The sequence below is a fragment of the Rhizobium sp. BK098 genome (genome assembly GCF_014193155.1).
In the GTDB taxonomy this organism is placed as follows: Bacteria; Pseudomonadota; Alphaproteobacteria; order Rhizobiales; family Rhizobiaceae; genus Rhizobium.
Genome location: NZ_JACHYY010000008.1, coordinates 24417 through 43096 on the forward strand (window position 1 = coordinate 24417; position 18680 = coordinate 43096).

General features: G+C 59.1%; 18 protein-coding genes. 13 read left to right on the top strand and 5 right to left on the bottom strand.

The window, feature by feature from the left end; translation table 11 throughout:
• Positions 1-135 precede the first annotated feature (135 nt).
• The 7 genes from FHT73_RS20135 (at position 136) to FHT73_RS20165 (ending at position 8336) form a co-directional block, all read left to right on the top strand.
• Positions 136-1452 (top strand): sugar ABC transporter substrate-binding protein, encoded by a 1317-nt coding sequence (locus FHT73_RS20135; RefSeq protein WP_183714231.1) that lies wholly within the window; start codon positions 136-138, stop codon positions 1450-1452.
• A 144-nt stretch (positions 1453-1596) separates the two neighbouring features.
• Positions 1597-2469 (top strand): sugar ABC transporter permease, encoded by an 873-nt coding sequence (locus tag FHT73_RS20140; RefSeq protein WP_112602949.1) that lies wholly within the window; start codon positions 1597-1599, stop codon positions 2467-2469.
• A gap of 1 nt (position 2470) precedes the next feature.
• Positions 2471-3313 carry a carbohydrate ABC transporter permease gene (locus FHT73_RS20145; RefSeq protein ID WP_075851745.1) on the top strand — a complete coding sequence of 281 codons (843 nt, stop codon included), beginning with the start codon at positions 2471-2473 and terminating at the stop codon, positions 3311-3313.
• Positions 3314-3324: 11 nt separating this feature from the next.
• Positions 3325-4329: an ABC transporter ATP-binding protein gene (locus FHT73_RS20150; RefSeq protein WP_112410065.1), complete on the top strand. Its 1005-nt coding sequence runs from the start codon at positions 3325-3327 to the stop codon at positions 4327-4329.
• A gap of 146 nt (positions 4330-4475) precedes the next feature.
• Entirely contained in the window at positions 4476-5957 is a 1482-nt protein-coding gene (locus tag FHT73_RS20155; RefSeq protein WP_183714234.1) for a mannitol dehydrogenase family protein, read from the top strand.
• Between the two features lie 100 nt (positions 5958-6057).
• Positions 6058-6732: an HAD family hydrolase gene (locus FHT73_RS20160; protein ID WP_183714237.1), complete on the top strand. Its 675-nt coding sequence runs from the start codon at positions 6058-6060 to the stop codon at positions 6730-6732.
• Positions 6733-6752: 20 nt separating this feature from the next.
• The gene (locus FHT73_RS20165; RefSeq protein WP_112335222.1) at positions 6753-8336 is read left to right on the top strand and encodes an FGGY-family carbohydrate kinase; all 1584 of its coding nucleotides are present in this window, start codon (positions 6753-6755) and stop codon (positions 8334-8336) included.
• Between the two features lie 5 nt (positions 8337-8341).
• Here the strand turns inward: FHT73_RS20165 and FHT73_RS20170 are convergent, their stop codons facing one another.
• A complete protein-coding gene (locus tag FHT73_RS20170; RefSeq protein ID WP_183714240.1) occupies positions 8342-9193 on the bottom strand; it encodes a MurR/RpiR family transcriptional regulator in 852 nt (283 codons plus the stop codon).
• 253 nt (positions 9194-9446) lie between these two features.
• Here FHT73_RS20170 and FHT73_RS20175 point away from each other — a divergent pair, with 253 nt between their 5' ends.
• Complete coding sequence (locus tag FHT73_RS20175) at positions 9447-10163, top strand: sulfate transporter family protein (protein WP_183714242.1); 717 nt, start codon at positions 9447-9449, stop codon at positions 10161-10163.
• A 2-nt stretch (positions 10164-10165) separates the two neighbouring features.
• Here the strand turns inward: FHT73_RS20175 and nth are convergent, their stop codons facing one another.
• Positions 10166-10945 (bottom strand): endonuclease III, encoded by a 780-nt coding sequence (gene nth / locus FHT73_RS20180; RefSeq protein WP_183714245.1) that lies wholly within the window; start codon positions 10943-10945, stop codon positions 10166-10168.
• A 22-nt stretch (positions 10946-10967) separates the two neighbouring features.
• Here nth and FHT73_RS20185 point away from each other — a divergent pair, with 22 nt between their 5' ends.
• Together FHT73_RS20185 and FHT73_RS20190 are read left to right on the top strand one after the other, a co-directional pair.
• Positions 10968-11471, top strand: a complete 504-nt coding sequence (locus FHT73_RS20185; protein WP_112602937.1) for a DUF2244 domain-containing protein — start codon at positions 10968-10970, stop codon at positions 11469-11471.
• Between the two features lie 111 nt (positions 11472-11582).
• Positions 11583-12455, top strand: a complete 873-nt coding sequence (locus FHT73_RS20190; protein WP_112400729.1) for a bifunctional helix-turn-helix domain-containing protein/methylated-DNA--[protein]-cysteine S-methyltransferase — start codon at positions 11583-11585, stop codon at positions 12453-12455.
• 66 nt (positions 12456-12521) lie between these two features.
• Here FHT73_RS20190 and FHT73_RS20195 read toward each other — a convergent pair whose 3' ends face one another.
• Complete coding sequence (locus tag FHT73_RS20195; protein ID WP_112335217.1) at positions 12522-13511, bottom strand: sugar-binding transcriptional regulator; 990 nt, start codon at positions 13509-13511, stop codon at positions 12522-12524.
• Positions 13512-14010: 499 nt separating this feature from the next.
• Between FHT73_RS20195 and tal the strand changes: the two genes are divergently transcribed.
• Positions 14011-14976, top strand: coding sequence for a transaldolase (tal, locus tag FHT73_RS20200; protein ID WP_112335216.1), 966 nt, complete (start codon positions 14011-14013; stop codon positions 14974-14976).
• A gap of 122 nt (positions 14977-15098) precedes the next feature.
• On the opposite strand, the gene FHT73_RS20205 is transcribed toward tal, so the two are convergent.
• Together FHT73_RS20205 and FHT73_RS20210 are read right to left on the bottom strand one after the other, a co-directional pair.
• Positions 15099-15935: an amidohydrolase gene (locus tag FHT73_RS20205; protein WP_112602935.1), complete on the bottom strand. Its 837-nt coding sequence runs from the start codon at positions 15933-15935 to the stop codon at positions 15099-15101.
• Positions 15936-15999: 64 nt separating this feature from the next.
• The gene (locus tag FHT73_RS20210; protein ID WP_112602933.1) at positions 16000-16791 is read right to left on the bottom strand and encodes an IclR family transcriptional regulator; all 792 of its coding nucleotides are present in this window, start codon (positions 16789-16791) and stop codon (positions 16000-16002) included.
• Positions 16792-17158: 367 nt separating this feature from the next.
• On the opposite strand from FHT73_RS20210, the gene FHT73_RS20215 reads away from it, so the two are divergent.
• Positions 17159-17890 (top strand): SDR family oxidoreductase, encoded by a 732-nt coding sequence (locus FHT73_RS20215; protein ID WP_112410131.1) that lies wholly within the window; start codon positions 17159-17161, stop codon positions 17888-17890.
• 106 nt (positions 17891-17996) lie between these two features.
• Positions 17997-18671: a DUF1345 domain-containing protein gene (locus FHT73_RS20220; RefSeq protein ID WP_112602931.1), complete on the top strand. Its 675-nt coding sequence runs from the start codon at positions 17997-17999 to the stop codon at positions 18669-18671.
• The last annotated feature ends 9 nt before the right edge of the window (positions 18672-18680 follow it).

Genomic DNA, 18680 nt, shown 5'->3' on the forward strand with positions numbered 1-18680 from the left:
TAACTCATAAAAACAAAGAGATAGGCTGCTTGCTCGGCAATGCAGCAACGAATCTGCATTGACATTTTGTCGCAAGAAGTGAGTAATTGCTCACGAGCAAAGCGAATGCTCATTTTAATCTTCTGGGAGGAAGATATGAAATTGAAAACTTTACTGCTGAGCGCCTGCTCGGCCTTGATGTTTGCCGGCCTGGCATCTGCCGAAACCCTCACGATTGCGACGGTCAATAACGGCGACATGGTCCGTATGCAGAAGCTTACGGACGATTTCAAAGCCAAGAACCCCGGCATCGACCTTCAATGGGTCACGCTCGAAGAAAACGTATTGCGCCAGAAGGTTACGACCGACATCGCTACCAAGGCCGGCCAGTACGACGTGCTGACTATCGGCACCTATGAAGTGCCGATCTGGAGCAAGCTCGGCTGGCTTGCCTCGCTCGACAAGCTTTCCGCCGACAAGAACTATGACGTGGATGACCTTCTCCCGGCCATTCGCAGCGGTCTGACCACCGGCGGCAAGCTTTATGCAGCACCGTTCTACGGCGAAAGCTCGATGGTGATGTACCGCAAGGACCTGTTCGAAAAGGCCGGTCTTAAGATGCCGGACGCACCGACCTGGGACTTCGTTGCCGATGCGGCCCGCAAGATCACCGACAAGGACCATGAAGTCTACGGCATCTGCCTTCGCGGCAAGGCAGGCTGGGGCGAGAATATGGCGTTCCTGACGGCGATGTCGAATTCCTTCGGCGCTCGCTGGTTCGATGAGAAGTGGAAGGCGCAGTTCGACCAGCCGGAATGGAAGAACACGCTCGACTTCTACGTCAAGCTGATGAAGGATGCCGGCCCTCCGGGCGCTTCTTCCAACGGCTTCAATGAGAACCTGGCCCTGTTCCAGTCCGGCAAGTGCGGCATGTGGATCGACGCGACCGTTGCTGCCTCCTTCGTTTCCGATCCGAAGGAATCGAAGGTCGCCGACAAGGTCGGCTTCGCCCTGGCGCCGGATAAGGGCCTCGGCAAGCGCGGCAACTGGCTCTGGGCATGGAACCTCGCCATCCCGGCTTCCTCGAAGAAGACCGAAGCGGCGGAAAAGTTCATCTCCTGGGCAACCAGCAAGGAATACACCAACCTGGTCGCGCAGAAGGAAGGCTGGCTGAATGCACCTCCCGGCACCCGCACCTCGCTTTATGCGAATGCGGACTACCAGAAGGCAGCACCTTTCGCCAAGATGACGCTCGACTCGATCAACTCGGCTGATCCGACGCATCCGACCGTCAAGCCGGTTCCCTATGTCGGCGTCCAGTTCGTTGCTATCCCTGAATTCCAGGGCATCGGCACTGCTGTCGGCCAGCAGTTCTCGGCTGCTCTCGCCGGCCAGATATCGGTCGACCAGGCTCTGAAGGCTGCCCAGCAGCTGACGGAACGCGAAATGAAGAAGGCCGGCTACCCGAAGTAAGGGCCTTCGAAGCTAAGGAAAGCAGCGCACCCTCTCGAGCACTGCTTTCCCCTAGGCCGCCGAGCGCCGAACTGCCCTTGGCGGCCCTTTTGTTTCAGCCGGTCCGCGGCCACCCCCTCCTTTAAAGATAGGTCGGTACTTGCCATGGCAACGTTGCACACCCGTTCCACCGCACGCGTCATGATGGCGCCTTCGGTTCTGCTCCTCTTCGCTTGGATGATCGTCCCGCTCGTGATGACGATCTATTTCTCGACGCTGAACTACAATCTGCTGAATCCCGGCACGCATGATTTCCTCGGGTTTCTCAACTACGAATATTTCATCACCGATCCGGCCTTCCTCAGCTCTCTGATCGTAACTCTGCTGCTTGTCGGCGGTGCGTTGCTGATCACCGTCGTCGGCGGCATCGCGCTGGCTCTCCTTCTTGATCAGCCGATCTTCGGCCAGGGCATCGTGCGCATGCTGGTGCTTGCGCCCTTCTTCGTGATGCCGACGGTCGCAGCCCTCATCTGGAAGCATATGTTCATGAACCCGGTGAACGGGCTCCTGGCACATCTCTTCCGGTTTTTCGGGCTTGATCCGCTGACCTGGCTGGAGACGGTTCCGCTGCTGTCGATCATCATCATCATCGCCTGGCAGTGGCTGCCTTTCGCGACACTTATCCTGCTGACTGCCCTGCAGTCGCTGGATGAGGAGCAGAAGGAAGCCGCCGAGATGGATGGCGCCGGACCGGTTTCGAAGTTCATCTATATCATCCTGCCGCATCTGGCGCGGGCCATCACCGTCGTCATCCTGATCGAGACGATCTTCATGCTGTCGGCCTTCGCCGAGATCCTCGTCACCACCAATGGCGGTCCGGGCACGGCGACAACGAACCTGACTTATCTCGTCTATTCGCAGATCGTTCTGTCGCAGGACGTCGGCGGCGCATCGGCGGGCGGCATCATCGCCGTCATCCTCGCCAATATCGTCGCGATCTTCCTGATGCGCGCAGTCGGCAAGAATCTGGAGGCTTGAGATGGCACGCAAAGTCACCACGCAACGCAAGATCGTTGTATCGATCGCCGCCTGGATCGTGGCAATCCTTATCTTCTTCCCGATCCTGTGGACGATCCTGACGAGCTTCAAGACGGAAGGCGATGCGATTGCCTCGCCGCCGCAGTTCCTCTTCTTCCACTGGACGCTGGAGAACTATTTCGAGGTGCAGTCACGCTCGGACTACTTCCTCCACTTCGGCAACTCGGTCATCATCGCCTTCGGTTCGACCATTCTCGGTCTGCTCGTCGCAGTACCCGCCGCCTGGGCCATGGCATTCTCGCCGACCAAGCGGACCAAGGACGTCCTGATGTGGATGCTGTCGACGAAGATGATGCCGCCGGTCGGCGCCTTCATCCCGATCTACCTGTTGTTCCAGAGCTTCGGTCTCCTGAACAACCAGTTCGCCAGCCGGGTGGGCATGGTCGTCGTGCTGATGCTCATCAACCTGCCGATCATCGTCTGGATGCTCTACACCTACTTCAAGGAAATTCCCGGCGAAATCCTCGAGGCGGCCCGCATGGACGGTGCGACGCTTGCCAAGGAGATCATCTACGTCCTGACGCCGATGGCGATCCCGGGCCTTGCCTCGACGATGCTGCTCAACATCATCCTCGCCTGGAACGAGGCCTTCTGGACGCTCAACCTCTCCGCGGTCGACGCGGCGCCGCTGAGCACCTTCATCGCCTCCTATTCCAGTCCCGAGGGCCTGTTCTATGCCAAGCTTTCGGCGGCATCGACCATGGCGATCGCTCCGATCCTGATCCTTGGCTGGTTCAGCCAGAAGCAACTCGTTCGCGGCCTGACCTTCGGCGCGGTTAAGTAAGGAAGAGAAACATGGGTAGTATTGTTCTCAAACAAGTCTCCAAGGTCTTCGGCGAAGCCAAGGTCATCCCTTCCATCGACCTCGAGATCGATAACGGCGAGTTCGTGGTATTCGTCGGCCCGTCGGGCTGTGGCAAATCCACGCTGCTGCGCCTGATCGCCGGCCTCGAAGACGTCTCCGGCGGTCAGATCATGATCGACGGCAAGGACGGCACCAATCTGAAGCCGTCCGATCGCGGCCTTGCCATGGTGTTCCAGTCCTACGCGCTTTATCCGCATATGAGCGTGCGCAAGAACATCGCCTTTCCGCTGAAGATGGCGAACATGCCGCAGGCGGAAATCGACAAGAAGGTTGCGGATGCCGCGCGGGTCCTCAACCTGACGGACTATCTGGAGCGCAAGCCGCGCCAGCTTTCCGGCGGTCAGCGCCAGCGTGTTGCCATCGGCCGCGCCATCGTGCGCCAGCCGGCCGCCTTCCTATTCGACGAGCCCTTGTCGAACCTCGATGCGGCGCTGCGCGTCAACATGCGCCTTGAGATCAGCGAGCTGCATCAGCAGCTGAAGACGACGATGGTCTATGTGACGCACGACCAGGTCGAGGCCATGACCATGGCCGACAAGATCGTTGTGCTCAACCGCGGCAATATCGAGCAGGTGGGTTCGCCATTGGAGCTCTACCGCAGCCCGCGCAACCTCTTCGTCGCGGGCTTCATCGGCTCGCCGAAGATGAACTTCGTCAAGGGCGCCTATGCACAGAGCCTTGGCGGCGACACGATCGGCGTCAGGCCGGAACATACCCTGCTGTCGACTACCGCAGGCGACTGGCAGGGCAAGGTGCTCGTGGCCGAGCATCTCGGCTCCGACACTTTCCTGCATATCGACGTTGACGGGATCGGCACGGTGACTGCGCGCGGCTCGGGCGATTTCCCGGCCCGGGCCGGCGATACCGTCTACCTGACACCGGACAAGGCGCATATTCACCGGTTCAACGCCGAAGGGCTTGCGATTTCAGCTTAAAAGCCAAGGCCGTGTGCGCTGGAGCGGGCACGGCCGACGCATCTGTTCCGGTTCGCATCATCGATCTGCGTGCACCGGTCAAGCATACCAGCCGGCGCGGGTTTCCCTGCCGCCCGGAGCCAAGACCTTTCAGAAGGACCAGAGACATGACGTGCAAATTATCGCTCGCAACTCTCCAGCAGGCGGCTGCAAAGGTGGCCATTCCTGCCTATGACCGGAAGTCGCTTTCGGCTGGTATCGTGCATTTCGGTGTCGGCAATTTCCATCGTGCCCATCAGGCAATCTATCTCGACGACCTTTTCAATACGGGCGAGGCGCATGACTGGGCGATCATCGGCGCCGGCGTATTGCCGTCGGATGCAGCCATGCGTGAAAAGCTGGCCGCCCAGGACTTCCTGACGACCGTTGTCGAGCAGGACAACAACCGCACGGCTGCGCGTGTCACCGCGCCCATGATCGACATCCTGCCGGTCGGCGACGCCAGGGCGATCATTGCCAAGCTCGCTGACCCGACAATCCGCATCGTCTCGATGACGATTACCGAGGGTGGCTACTTCATCGATGCCTCGGGCAAGTTCAATCCCGCCCATCCGGCAATCGTGGCCGATGGGCAGAACCCGGATGCGCCGAAGACGGTGTTCGGCCTGATCGTCGCCGGTCTGAAGGCGCGTCGCGCTGCCGGCCTGCCGCCCTTCACCGTCATGTCCTGCGACAATATCCCCCATAATGGCGGCGTCACCAAAGCCGCCGTCGTCGGCACGGCAAAGCTTTCCGACCCGGCCTTTGCCGATTGGATCGCCGCGAACGTCGCCTTCCCGAACGGCATGGTCGACCGCATCACGCCGGCAACGGGTGCGCGTGAGATCGATCTCCTGAAGGACGTTTTCGATATCGAAGACAACTGGCCGGTCTATTGCGAAGAGTTCAAGCAATGGGTGCTGGAGGACAATTTCCCGGCCGATCGTCCGCCGCTTGAAAAGGTCGGCGTCACCTTCGTGCCCGACGTCACTCCCTATGAGCACATGAAGATTCGCATCCTCAATGGCGGCCATGCGGCCATCGCCTATCCGGCGGCGCTGATGGATATTCATTTCGTGCATGAAGCCATGGAAGAGCCGCTGATCCGCGCCTTTCTGGCCAAGCTCGAAAATGACGAGATCATCCCCGTCATCCCGCCGGTGCCAAATACCGTGCTTGCGGATTACTTCAAGCTGATCGAGCACCGCTTCGCCAATCCAAAGATCGCCGATACCATCCCGCGGCTGGCGCAGGACGGCTCGAACCGCCAGCCGAAATTCATTCTGCCATCGACGGCCGATCGTCTCCGCCGCGGCGAGGATATTGTCGGCCTCGCGCTCGTTTCGGCGTTGTGGTGCCGTTACTTCGCCGGCAAGAGCGACAGCGGCAAGGAGATCGTCTTCAACGATGCCAGCGCCGATCGGCTGCATGAGGCGGCCCTCAAGGCGAAGGACGATCCGAATGCCTTCCTCGTGTTCGACGACATCTTCGGAGATGTCGCCAAATCCGATCTTTTCCGCAAGCGCTTTGCGCATGCACTGAAAACGCTGTGGGAAAAGGGTACCCGCGTCACCCTGCAGCTATACTTGGACAACAAACTCGCGGAATAATTTCGAACGGTCGGACCTCTCCTGTTCCGGCCGTTTTCCATTGTCCCGCCGGTGTTTCGGGCATGACAGGGCTACGAATAGAATTCAGGTTGGATCTGTGATGGCGGATGCGGGAACAGGGCTCGTAATCTTCGATTGCGATGGTGTGCTTGTCGACAGCGAGCCGCTGTCGGTCGGCGTGCTCATTCAGGCGATGCATGATGTCGGCGTAGAGATGAGCGAAGAGGATGTCTATAGCCGCTTCCTCGGCAAGAGCCTGGCGACGCTCGTCGATACGATGCAGACGGAATTCGACGTCTTTATCGATCAGGCATTTCTCGACCGCATCCGCAACGATCTCTATGAACGCTTCAAGCATGAGCTGAAGCCGATCGACGGTATCGGCGCGACGCTGGATGCGCTTTCGCTGCCGCGCTGCGTCGCCTCGTCCAGCCAGCTGGAGCGCATCCGCCTCTCGCTCGGCGTGACCGGACTGCTGGACAGACTGGAGCCGAATATATTCAGTGCCAGCATGGTGAAACGCGGCAAGCCGGCGCCGGATCTTTTCCTCTATGCGGCCGAAAAGATGGGCGTGCCGCCGAAGGATTGCATCGTCGTAGAAGATAGCCCGGCGGGCATCACGGCAGCGCGTGCGGCCGGCATGACGGTCTTTGCCTTCACCGGTGGTTCGCATGCCCATTCGCCGAGTTACCGGGCGGAGTTGGAGCAGCTTTCGCCGGAAGTCGTGTTTGACGCGATGCCGGAATTGATACAACTTGTCCGCAACAAGAGATAAGTGGGCGGGACCTCTTTTGCATGCGTGATCACGTGGTTGCGGTCGATATCGGCACAGGCAGCGCGCGCGCTGGTGTCTTCACCGCGAGCGGTTCACTGCTGGGTAAAAGCGAACATCCGATCCTGATGAATCGCCCGCGTGAAAACCACGCCGAGCATGATTCTGAAGACATATGGACTGCCGTCTGCATCGTCGTTCGCGCAGCGGTAAAGGCTGCCGGTGTCGACTCCTCTGTCATCGGCGCGATCGGCTTCGATGCGACCTGCTCGCTGGTCGTGCGTGACCGCGATGGCGGGCAGCTCACCGTTTCCACCGGCGGCGAGAAAAGGTTCGACACCATCGTCTGGCTCGATCATCGGGCGTTGGCTGAGGCGGATTACTGCACGGCGACGAAGCATGCGGTTCTTGAATATTCCGGCGCTTTCATGTCGCCCGAAATGGAAATGCCGAAGCTGATGTGGCTGAAGGAAAACCTGCCGGAAACCTGGGCTGAGGCCGGCTATTTTTTCGACCTCGCCGATTTCATGACATGGAAGGCGACCGGTTCGCTTGCACGGTCGCGTTCGACGCTGGTGGCGAAATGGAACTATCTTGCGCATCGCGAGCCGGGCTGGCAGGCCGATTTCCTCAATGTGATCGGCCTTGGCGATCTGCGCGAACGCGGCAGCCTGCCTGACGAGAGCGTTGCCGTTGGACGGTCTATCGGCACACTGACGGCCGAGGCGGCGCACGCGCTGGGTCTCGACCGTAAATGCCATGTCGGTGCGGGCATGATCGACGCCTACGCGGGCGCGCTAGGCGCGCTTGCAGCCCATGCCGGCGACGCCACCACGTTGGAACATCAACTGGCGCTGATTGCGGGAACCTCGAGCTGTGTCGTTTCCTTTGCGCGCGAGCGCAAGCGCAGCACAGGCATGTGGGGGCCATATTACGAGGCTGTCTTCCCGGGGATGTGGCTCGCCGAGGCCGGGCAGTCGGCGACGGGCGCACTGCTCGATCATATCGTCAGCATGCATGCGGCCGGTGGGCCGCCGACAGCGGCGTTGCACGATCGTATCGTCCGGCGGATTGCGGAGCTCAGGCGTGCGGAGGGCGATTCCCTTGGCGGGCGTATCCATGTGCTGCCCGATTTTCACGGCAATCGCTCTCCCCTTGCCGATCCGCATGCGTTGGGTGTCATCAGCGGCATGACGCTGGATGCGTCCTTCGATGGCCTCTGCCGGCTGTACTGGCGCACCAGCGTCGGCATTGCGCTCGGCATTCGCCATATCCTGGAGCGGATGCGGGATTATGGCTATGTGCCCGACACGCTGCACGTCGCCGGCGGCCATGTGAAGAATTCGGTGCTGATGGAACTCTACTCGGACGTGACCGGCTGCAAGGTGGTCATCCCGAAGATGAACGAAACCGTGCTGCTTGGCACGGCAATCGCAGCTTCCGTCTCCTGCGGGATTCACGAAAGCCTCGGCGTTGCCGGCGCCGCCATGTATCCGGGCGGTCATGAGCGGCTGCCGAATGCCGAAAAGACGAAACTCTACGATCGTGACTACCGACGTTTCCTCGCCATGTATCGCCATCGCGCGGAGCTGGATGCCATGGAATAGGCGGATTACCGGAGCGGTGCCTGGGCGAACATGCCCTGAAGCTCTTCTATGCGGCGCGTCCTCGTTTCCGCCGCTTCGCCCGCGGCGTGAGCGACAGAAGTCGCCAGATATTCCAGCAGCGCCATTATGGCTGAAAGATTTTCGCGGCTGTTGGCGCGCTGCGGCGGCAGGGACAGCGTGATGTTTGCGAATTCATGCGCCCATTCCGTGAATTGTCCAGTTAACAGCAATACCTTGTAGCCTGCCCGACGAGCCGAGCGAGCCAGAAGCCGTGAGGTGACAAAGCTCGGGGAGTCGATGACGACAAGCAATCCGTCTTCGGCGGGCTCGCCGAACAGCTCGATGTAGCTGCCATTGGCGCCGTCAAGGAAAAGGACCTGATCGCGGGCGAAGGTCAGGCGATCGCGAAAATAGCGACCGATCCCTGCGAGACTCGGGTGAGAGGTGACAAAGACATGTCCGGAGGACAGAATTGTCGAAACCGCGTCGCGCCATTGCGGCTGGCCGGCGAGGTTGTAGATATGCTGCAGCATCTCGATCTGTTCGGCAATCTGCGTCGCAAGCGGGCGCCCTTCGCTCGCATCTTTCTGCAACTGTTCCAGGATATTGGGCAATTGCGATGTGATACCGGGCGCATTCTCCTTGAGGTGCACCTTTATCCCATCGAGACCGTGGTAGCCGAGCGACCGCAGAAACCTACCTACCGTCATCGGGCTCAATTCCAGCCTGTCGGCAACGGAGGAGGCCGTCTCGAAGGGTAGTTCATTCAAATGCTCGGAGAAATACTTAGCAATTCTTCGTTCGGCCGGAGTGCCGATCTTTATATATTGTCTAAGTTTCTGGCTAAGGTCTTCCAAGTTTTGCGCCTCTTTGATGGTCTTTTCGATGTTATGTTGCGCCAATTTCTACGCCAATTGGCTATTCAATTTTGATCGGGCCGCCGTTCTTGTTGCGGTTGTTGTTCCTAATGTGGCGTACAGAATATATTAGTGCAAAATGTATTACAATAATTCAAATTTTTAATTGTTACATTCATATATCTCTGCGGGATATTGATATCGATACAACCGTTTCTTAAGTGTCCATTTGCCACTAAGAGAGGTAGAACGAATGATTGGCCTTGCCGCCCGCCGCTCCTTCGAGAATCTTTTTGCGCCTGAAACGCGCAAAGTTTTCTGGAAGGTACTCGGCCTTACATTGCTGGCGCTCCTCGTGCTGTGGTTCGTCCTGCGGGGCGTCTTTAATTTCCTCGTATTGCCTTGGCTGCAGGGCTTCATGCCATCCACCTCGGATTGGACGGGTTGGCTCGCATTCCTTCTTGCCATCTTCGCCGGGATTGCATTGGCATTGGCGATGGCGCTGCTGATTTCACCGGTCACGGCGCTGATTGCCGGCTTATTTCTCGACGACGTCGCCGAAGTGGTGGAAAAGCGCGACTATCCTGGTGATGCGCCGGGAACGGCAATGCCAATCGTCGCGGCGATGAAGAGTTCCCTACGCTTTCTCGGCGTCGTCATCGTCGGCAACATCGTGGCGCTGTTCCTACTGTTCATTCCGGGCGTCAATCTCGTCGCCTTCTTTCTGGTGAACGGCTATCTGCTGGGGCGGGAATTCTTCGAATTTGCCGCCATGCGTTTCCGCTCGCCGGACGAGGCGCGGGAATTCCGCGTCAAGCACGCACTCACGGTCTTCCTGGCCGGCCTGGTGATCGCGGCGTTTCTGGCGATCCCGCTGCTCAATCTGCTGACGCCGCTCTTTGCTGCCGGCATGATGGTACATCTGCACAAGCTGATCTCGCACAGGGAGGCGAAGGTGCGGTCAAGATAGGCTTAGCTCGCCGCTTCCGCTCCGATGATCTGAGGCGGAAGTTCGACCAGAGGAGCAGGTATGTCCCAGGTCTTTTCCGGGGAGCGACAGAGGTCTGCGATTACGCAGCGTTCGCATTCGGGCTTGCGTGCCTTGCAGACATAGCGGCCATGCAGGATCAGCCAATGGTGCGCATGATAGAGATACTGGTCGGGAATGATCTTCATCAACCGCTGTTCGACTTCGTCGGGCGTCTTGCCCGGAGCCAATAGCAGCCGGTTGGCGATGCGGAAAATATGTGTATCGACGGCCATCGTCGCCTGGCCGAAGGCCATGGAAAGCACGACATTCGCGGTCTTGCGGCCGACGCCGGGCAGGGTGATCAATTCTTCGCGGGTGCGCGGCACCTCGCCGCCGAAATCCGTGATCAGCTTTTCCGACAGAGCCACGACGTTCTTCGCCTTATTGCGGTAAAGGCCGATCGTCTTGATATATTCGCGGATGTGCTCCTCGCCGAGATCGAGCATCTTCTGCGGGGTATCGGCAACGGCAAAGAGGGCACGCGTCGCCTTGTTGACGCCGGCGTCAGTCGCCTGCGCTGAAAGCGCCACGGCAACGACCAGCGTGAAAGGATTGACGTGCTCCAGCTCGCCCTTCGGTTCCGGCCGCTGGATGGAGAAACGCCGGAAGATCTCTTCCAAGTCCGCTTTGGAATAAAGGCTCTTTCCCGCCGGCTTGCGGCCTGCGGTCGCATTTGACTTTTTCGCGGTTTGGGCGCTGGATTTGATCTTTGGATTTGCCATAAGCGACCTATACTCAAGTCCTATGACGAAACGCAACGCCGATACGGCTGGAGACGGCAACAGGCCGGTTTTCGCTGCCGAATTGTTTCCCCATCGCTCGCTGTCGCGAAAGGGGTTCAGGGTCATGCTGGTCTTGGCGGGCATCTTCTGTCTCTTCTACAGCATTCTCTTCGTCACGCGCGGCGCCTGGCCGATCGGCATTTTCTTCGGCGCCGATTTCTTCCTGCTCTATGGCGCCTTCTGGCTGAACTACCGCTCGGGCCGTGTGCGCGAAGAGGTGACGGTATCGCGCACCAACGTTTCCATCCGCAAATTCTCGCCGACGGGCCGCATGGTGGAGCATGATTTCAATCCGTTTTGGACGCGGTTCCTGGTTCGCCGTCACAGCGAGATCGGCGTTGTTTCCATGCATGTCCGCGACAGAAGCCACGACACCGATGTCGGCTCCTTCCTCAATCCGGAAGATCGTGAGAGCTTTGCCAAGGCCTTCAAGCGTGCCTTGGCGACCGTGACGCAACGGATATGAGCGGACTTTACAGACCGGCGATATCACATTTTTGCAGAGAGACCACTGGCGCAAGAAACGGGTGGTTTTAGCCGTCTTGCCGTGGTTTTCTCCTTTTCAAGGAGAAAGATCATGAATGCGATTGCACAGCTGAAGAAAGACATCACCCCGGAAGGTCAGGATTACGACACCGTGCGGGAGGTCATCGAGCTCATCACTGAGGAATATCGCGACCAACCGTCGCTGGAGATGCTGGCCGAAAGGCTCGGCCAGTCGCCGACCCAGCTGCAGAAGACGTTTACACGCTGGGCCGGGCTGTCACCCAAGGCTTTCCTTCAGGCCGTCACGCTCGACCATGCCAAGCGGCTCCTGCGCAAGGAGGATCTGCCGCTGCTGGAGACCTCTTTCGAGGTCGGCCTTTCCGGACCAAGCCGACTGCACGATCTCTTCGTCACGCATGAGGCGATGTCTCCGGGCGAATGGAAGGCGAGGGGCAGCGGCCTGGTGATGCGCTATGCGTTTCACATCTCGCCCTTTGGTCTTGCCTTGATCATGGTCACCGATCGCGGCCTTGCCGGTCTCGCCTTCAGCGATTCCGGCAATGAGAAGGCTTGTCTCGCCGACATGACCTGCCGCTGGCCGAATGCAGAGTTCATCGAGGATCCGCATGCGACCGCACCTTACGCGGCCCGCATCTTCGAGCGAGGGAACTGGTCGAGTGATCAGCCGCTGCGGGTCGTGCTGATCGGTTCGGATTTCCAACTCCGCGTCTGGGAAAGCCTGTTGAAGATCCCGATGGGCCGCGCGGTGACGTATTCCGACATCGCAAGGGATATCGGCCAGCCGACGGCGATGCGGGCCGTGGGTGCGGCTGTCGGCCGCAACCCGATCTCTTTTGTCGTGCCCTGCCATCGTGCGCTCGGGAAGAACGGGCAGCTCACAGGGTATCACTGGGGGCTGACGCGCAAGCGGGCGATGCTGGGATGGGAAGCCGGGGATGCTTGAGGGGGGCTGAGGCTCTGAAGTTTGCGGAGGGGGGTGCGCACTCTCCGTAAACTCGTATCAAGCTTCTCAAGCCGCCTTCGCCATAGCCATCTGCAGCAGCGCCTTCGCAGCACTTTCATCCGTAATCAAAGTATTGCAGCCGATTCGCTTGATGGTGGCGCTGATCGCCCGGGCGCGGTGGGCGCCGCCGGAGGAGATCACGATGTGCTTGGCCTTTTTCAGCGTATCGAGATCGACGGACATGACGCGCTTGTTGATCGGGTGATCGACGGAATTGCCCTCGGCATCGAGGAAGTTGAACATGGTGTCGCAGACGCAGCCCATTTCGATCAGCTCTTCCAGCTCGCGTTTCGAAATGAAACCTTCCGACAGCGATGTCGAGTGCGGGCCGATGTCGCCGCAGCTGACGATGGCGAGATCGAGGTTTTCCGCCAGCCGGTAGATCGCCTCCAGCCCGCATTTCTCGATGAGATTGCGCTTGGTCTCGACCGAGTCGACGAGAAGCGGCGCCAGGAACATGTAGCACTCCGCGCCGAGCTGGCTCGCCAGACGCCAGGTGTAATCGATCGGATTGGTCTGATGGACGGCGACGATGCCGCCGAGCAGGGAAACCACCTTGCAATTGTCACGGCGGGTCGGGCGGAAGCTTGCAAGCGACGCGGTCATCGTCCGGCCCCAGCCGACGCCGATCGTATAGTTGTCGGGGATGGCTTCGGTCAGGAACTGGCCGAGCGCCAGGCCGACGCTCTTTGCCTGTGCGTTCACATCTCCATTGGCCGGCTCGGGAACGACGATCGCTTCATCGAGGCCAAAGGTGCGCTCGAGCTTGATCGCCAGTTCAACGCAGTCATCGATGCCTTCGGTGATCCAGATCTGCACCTCGGCCCGGCGCATGGCCTCATCCAGCAGGCGGATGACGGTGGTGCGGCTGATGCCCAGCTGTTCGGCGACATCCTTTTGCGTCAGTCCCTGGTTGTAATAAAGCCAGGCGGCGCGGAGCCTCAGGGAGGAGGTCTCCGAATAGGCGGTGTGGGTTCCGCGTCTCAGTTTGGCCACAGGTCCTCCGGCGAGATTGTCGCATGCGCCGTTTAACGTCATGATCCGCTTGAGATGCGAAAAGGAATGATGGCGGATGACTGGAGCAGGCGAGATCGGCTCTTCTGCTGCCGATATTCTATGACATGAAACTTATGTCAATCGAATTGCACAAATGTCCTTGACTTTTCGATGCGAGATTGCTGATAGTCGGTGATGAGGAATTCGGTCTTGTCCAACCGAGGAGGACAATGTGCGAGTGCTGCTGCAAGCAAGTGCCAGACCGGACAGGGAGCCATATAGGGCGCCCGGTGCCGGTGAAAAGCCTGCTTTCGGAAGGTTGTTTCTTCACCGCTCGGCCGTTCACCGGAAATGGAACTCCAGCGCGTTTTATCCCGTTACCGACACATAGGAGAAGGAAGGCTACACCCCGACGCCTTCGGTCCCGTCCGGCGAAAAGACCGGATCTGCTGCCAACATCTCCCATTCCAATGGGCTTCATTCAACAAGGATACCTGTTATGACTTCCAAGCTTGACCAACTCCGCGCCATGACCACGGTCGTGGCCGATACCGGCGATATCGAGGCAGTTGCCCGCCTGAAGCCGGTGGATTGCACCACCAACCCGACGATCGTGTTGAAGGCACTGGGCACGCCGATGTTCGCCGACGCGATCAAGGAAGCCGTTGCCTGGGGCAAGAAACAGGGCGGTGCCTCCGAGGCCGTGGTTGCCGCCGTTGCCGACCGCCTGGCAATTTCCGTCGGTGCAGCGCTTTCCGGCCTCGTTCCCGGTCGTGTCTCGACCGAAGTCGATGCCGACCTCTCCTTCAACACGGAAGCTTCGCTTGCCAAGGCCCGCGCCATTATCGCCGCCTACAAAGAGCGCGGCATCGAGCGTGACCGCATCCTGATCAAGCTCGCTTCCACCTGGGAAGGTATCCGCGCTGCCGAAGTGCTGCAAAAGGAAGGCATCGACTGCAATCTAACGCTGCTCTTCAGCAAGGCCCAGGCGATTGCCTGCGCCGACGCCAAGGCATTCCTCATTTCGCCCTTCGTCGGCCGCATCCTCGACTGGTACAAGAAGTCGACCGGCAAGGACTACACGGCAGAGGAAGATCCGGGCGTCGTCTCGGTGCGTGACATCTACCACTATTACAAGGCCAACGACATCAAGACGATCGTCATGGGCGCCTCCTTCCGCAATACCGGCGAAATCGAAGCGCTGGCCGGCTGCGATCGCCTGACGATCAGCCCGAACCTGCTTGACGAACTTTCCAAGGATGAAGGCAAGCTGGAGCGCAAGCTCTCGCCGGAGCCCAAGGGCTCGGTCGAGAAGATCGCGGTCGACGAAAAGACCTTCCGCTGGATGATGAACGAAGATGCGATGGCTACCGAGAAGCTCTCCGAAGGCATCCGCGCCTTCGCCAAGGATCTCGGCACGCTGCGCGCCATGGTCAGCAAGGAACTGCAGCTCGCAGCCGCTTGACGGTGATCGGGCGTCTCTCCGTCGGGGGAGCTATGATTCGACAGGGTGTCGCAGGGATGCGGCGCCCTTTTTGTTTGAAGACAGGGTTTTGAGGTCGCCGCAGTTAGACGGCATGCGCGGCCTTAGAGAGACCAGAGGCGCTTTGCATTGAGGTGATAAAGCCGATCGCGTTCATCGGCACTGACACCATGCATCAGGGCATGAGTGGCGGCGACCCAGGTGGAGAGATTGCCGCCAAGCGTGCAGACGGGCCAATCGCTGCCCCAGATGACACGGTCCCAGCCGAAGCTTGCGATGCAATGTTCGACGAATGGCCGCAGCGTTTCCGGCGACCAGTTGTCCGGATCGGCATAGGCAACGACGCCGGAAATCTTCACGATGATATTCGGCCGTTTCGCCACCTCGCTGATGCCCAACGACCAGCTTTCGCTCAGCCCATCCTTCACCGCCGGCACGCCACAATGGTCGAGGATGAAGCGAACATCGGGATTGAGGTCGATGAGTGCGATCGCCTTGGATATCTGATGCGGCAGGACGCAGAGATCGAAGGTAAAGCGGGTATCGCTTAGCCGCTTCAGGTTTTCGCGGAAGAGGACACCCTCTGAGACGTCATCCGGCACGACATGCAGCACGCGGCGGAAGCCTTTGACGAAGGGGTCGGCGAGCGCGCGCTCGAGATATGCGGGAAAGTTTGCATTTTCGGGGCGGCAGGCGGCGATGGCGCCGCGCAGCAGGCTGCCAGGCTCGCGGCTCAGGCCTTTGACATATTCGGTCTCGCGCTCGATATCCTCTTCGGCGACATCGACTTCCATGTGCAGCGTGTCGGTGATCCCAAGGCGTTTGGCCTCTCGCGCATAATCTTCATAAAGGCTGTCACGATCGAGTGCGCCGGCATCTGCCAGCCAAGGATAGCCGAGCCGCTTGCGGTCGACGATGTGAAGATGGCTGTCGAAAAGCATGGCGTTCCCCCCGAGCTGCTAGCTCTCTACATACTCACAGAAAAATTATTCATTCAAATAAAAATTATAGCTCGGCCTGATCCACAGTTCCTGCGACGATTTCAGAGATTGCCTTGGCTGTTTGCCGCACATATTCGACCACTTGCTGACGCGTGGGCGCCTTCGGGTTCACGGCCTGGATATAGGGGCAGGTCAACGAGGCCAGCGCATTGCCGTCCATCGCCAGAACGGGCGCGGAAATATTGTGAACGCCACTCGTCTGCAGGCTGTCCATGGTTTCGAAGCCGTTCTCGCGGATTGCCGAGAGCTTCTCTTCGAGATCGGCAGGTGGCTCCTCAGGGTCCGGTTCCTGGCGCCTTTGCTCGTTGATCATCATCTGGCGCTGTTTTTCATCCTTGAATGCCAGGAGAATGTGACCTGAGCCGGTATTATAGAGATTGAGCTGGGCACCGACACGGATCGAGATGCCCCAATAGGTCGGCGAATCCTGTTGGGCAATGACGACGACGGAGCCGCGATCGTATATCGCCAGATGACAGGCCTGCTCGGCTCGGTTGGAGAATTCGCGCATCAGGGGCGTGGCGAAGGAGACGAGGCGGCGCACCGGCGCATGGTAATGCGCCAGGCCGAAAAGCTTCAGGGTGAGATAGAAGCGATCGCCGTCCTGCCGCTGCACATAGCCGCGCCGCACGAGACGATCGAGCATGCGATAGAATTCGTTGGGACTCTTGTTGAGCGCCTTGGCGATTTCCGCCTGCGTCAGCCCGCCATCGATCCTCGCCAGCAATTCGAGAATGTCGAGCCCCTTGTCCAAGGCCGGTGCGCGATAACGATCACTGTCGTCTTCTATGCTCATGAACAAGCCCTCATGCGATAAAATATATCAATCATTCATATATGAATGATGGAATTTTACAAGTGAGTGAACGCGACTTGACGATCAGTGAATAAGATGTTTGCTTATAAATTATTGGCCTGTAAAGGGTCCAGAGGGCAATCGGACGATTGGTCCCAGCCTGGAGGGGAGTGATTAGCGATGGACCGCCAAGTGGCGAACGACATACAGTCCTCGTTGACAAGCTGAGCGGCCGCTTCGTGCGGTCCTCAGAAGGTAGCGCAAGGCTACGCTAACTGATTGTTATTGCATGATCTTATCCCTGGTGCCCGCGATGTAGCTGGCGGAACTGGATAGGATCATGGTACCGGAGGAAAGGATCAGGATTATGGGTCATGGATTGGAAGGCAGGAAGGTCGTCATCACGGCGGCGGGACAGGGTATCGGCCGGGCGTCGGCGGAGCGCTTCATCTCGCTTGGTGCGCATGTCTACGCCACCGATATCAACGAGCAGACACTCTCTACGCTGGACGGTGCGACCAAGCATGTGTTGAACGTGCTCGATAGCGCTGCCGTCAAGGCCTACGCGGAAGAGCTTGGCCCGATCGACGTGCTCTTCAACTGCGCCGGTTTCGTGCATGCCGGCACGATCCTGGACTGTGAGGAAAAGGATTGGGATTTCTCCTTCAACCTCAATGCCAAGGCGATGTACACGACGTGCCGCGCCTTCCTGCCGGGCATGCTGGAAAAGGGCAAGGGTTCGATCGTCAATATGGCCTCGGTCGCTTCCAGCGTGAAGGGCGTGCCCAACCGTTTTGCCTATTGCGCTTCGAAGGCTGCCGTAATCGGCCTTACCAAGTCGATCGCTGCCGATTTTGTTGCCAAGGGCATCCGTGCCAATGCGATTTGCCCTGGCACGGTCGATAGCCCCTCGCTGCATGAGCGGCTGAAGGCAACCGGTGACTATGACAAGGCGCTCAAGGATTTCATCGCCCGCCAGCCGATGGGCCGCATCGCAACCGCCGAGGAGATCGCCGCGCTGGTGACCTACCTTGCCGGCGACGAGGCGGGTTTCACCACAGGCCAGATCCACGTCATCGACGGCGGCTGGACGGGCTGAAGCCGTTTTTCGCTATCGGAGGCTTCGTGTTGCGGGGCCTCCTTTTATTTGCCACTCTCGTTTGCGAATCGGTTTGTAACAGACGGTTTGCGATCGGGAGAGCGGCATGGATGCGAACGGATTGTTGCATCGTTCAAGAGGCCTCGTGCTGTGGCGCAAGCACTATGTGATCGTGATCTCGGTGCTTGCTGGTCTTGCCGTTTTCCTGCTTCTGACCTCCAGAGACTTCAATGCCAGCAATCTGCTGATCGCCTGGGATACGACCGCCGTCGTCTTCATCGTCTATAGCCTTTACCACATGCTGACGGCCGACCCGCAGCGCATCCGCAAGCGCTCGGCCGATCTCGATTTCTCGGATGGTTTCCTGCTGTTCCTGTCGATTGCGGCAGCGCTCGCAAGCATCGGCGGCATCGCGCTTGATCTGCTTGGCGTCAAAGACGCTTCACCGGAAATCGCCTTCTACCGCGTGATGATGGCGATCGTGACGATCCTAATATCATGGACGTTCTTGCACACGCTGTTCACCATCCACTATGCGCACCGGTTTTACAGCATTCCGGGCAAGGGGCAGGGGCTGAAATTCGCCGAGCCTTTGGAGGAACCGATTTATTGGGATTTCCTCTACTTCTCTTTCACGATCGGCGTTGCGGCGCAGACCGCCGATATCGGTATTTCCACAGTCTCGATGCGTAAGCTGGCGCTCCTCCATGCGATCCTGTCGTTCCTGTTCAATACGACGATCCTGGCGCTCGCCATAAACGTTGGGGCGAGCCTGATCTAGGCCCGCCCC

Coding starts and splice junctions, on each gene's coding strand:
- FHT73_RS20220 (WP_112602931.1), top strand. CDS start 17,997: ATGGATGCGAACGGATTGTTGCATCGTTCAAGAGGCCTCGTGCTGTGG.
- FHT73_RS20175 (WP_183714242.1), top strand. CDS start 9,447: ATGATTGGCCTTGCCGCCCGCCGCTCCTTCGAGAATCTTTTTGCGCCT.
- FHT73_RS20135 (WP_183714231.1), top strand. CDS start 136: ATGAAATTGAAAACTTTACTGCTGAGCGCCTGCTCGGCCTTGATGTTT.
- FHT73_RS20210 (WP_112602933.1), bottom strand. CDS start 16,791: ATGAGCATAGAAGACGACAGTGATCGTTATCGCGCACCGGCCTTGGAC.
- FHT73_RS20205 (WP_112602935.1), bottom strand. CDS start 15,935: ATGCTTTTCGACAGCCATCTTCACATCGTCGACCGCAAGCGGCTCGGC.
- FHT73_RS20185 (WP_112602937.1), top strand. CDS start 10,968: ATGACGAAACGCAACGCCGATACGGCTGGAGACGGCAACAGGCCGGTT.
- FHT73_RS20155 (WP_183714234.1), top strand. CDS start 4,476: ATGACGTGCAAATTATCGCTCGCAACTCTCCAGCAGGCGGCTGCAAAG.
- FHT73_RS20190 (WP_112400729.1), top strand. CDS start 11,583: ATGAATGCGATTGCACAGCTGAAGAAAGACATCACCCCGGAAGGTCAG.
- nth (WP_183714245.1), bottom strand. CDS start 10,945: ATGGCAAATCCAAAGATCAAATCCAGCGCCCAAACCGCGAAAAAGTCA.
- FHT73_RS20165 (WP_112335222.1), top strand. CDS start 6,753: ATGCGTGATCACGTGGTTGCGGTCGATATCGGCACAGGCAGCGCGCGC.
- FHT73_RS20140 (WP_112602949.1), top strand. CDS start 1,597: ATGGCAACGTTGCACACCCGTTCCACCGCACGCGTCATGATGGCGCCT.
- FHT73_RS20145 (WP_075851745.1), top strand. CDS start 2,471: ATGGCACGCAAAGTCACCACGCAACGCAAGATCGTTGTATCGATCGCC.
- FHT73_RS20160 (WP_183714237.1), top strand. CDS start 6,058: ATGGCGGATGCGGGAACAGGGCTCGTAATCTTCGATTGCGATGGTGTG.
- FHT73_RS20215 (WP_112410131.1), top strand. CDS start 17,159: ATGGGTCATGGATTGGAAGGCAGGAAGGTCGTCATCACGGCGGCGGGA.
- FHT73_RS20150 (WP_112410065.1), top strand. CDS start 3,325: ATGGGTAGTATTGTTCTCAAACAAGTCTCCAAGGTCTTCGGCGAAGCC.
- tal (WP_112335216.1), top strand. CDS start 14,011: ATGACTTCCAAGCTTGACCAACTCCGCGCCATGACCACGGTCGTGGCC.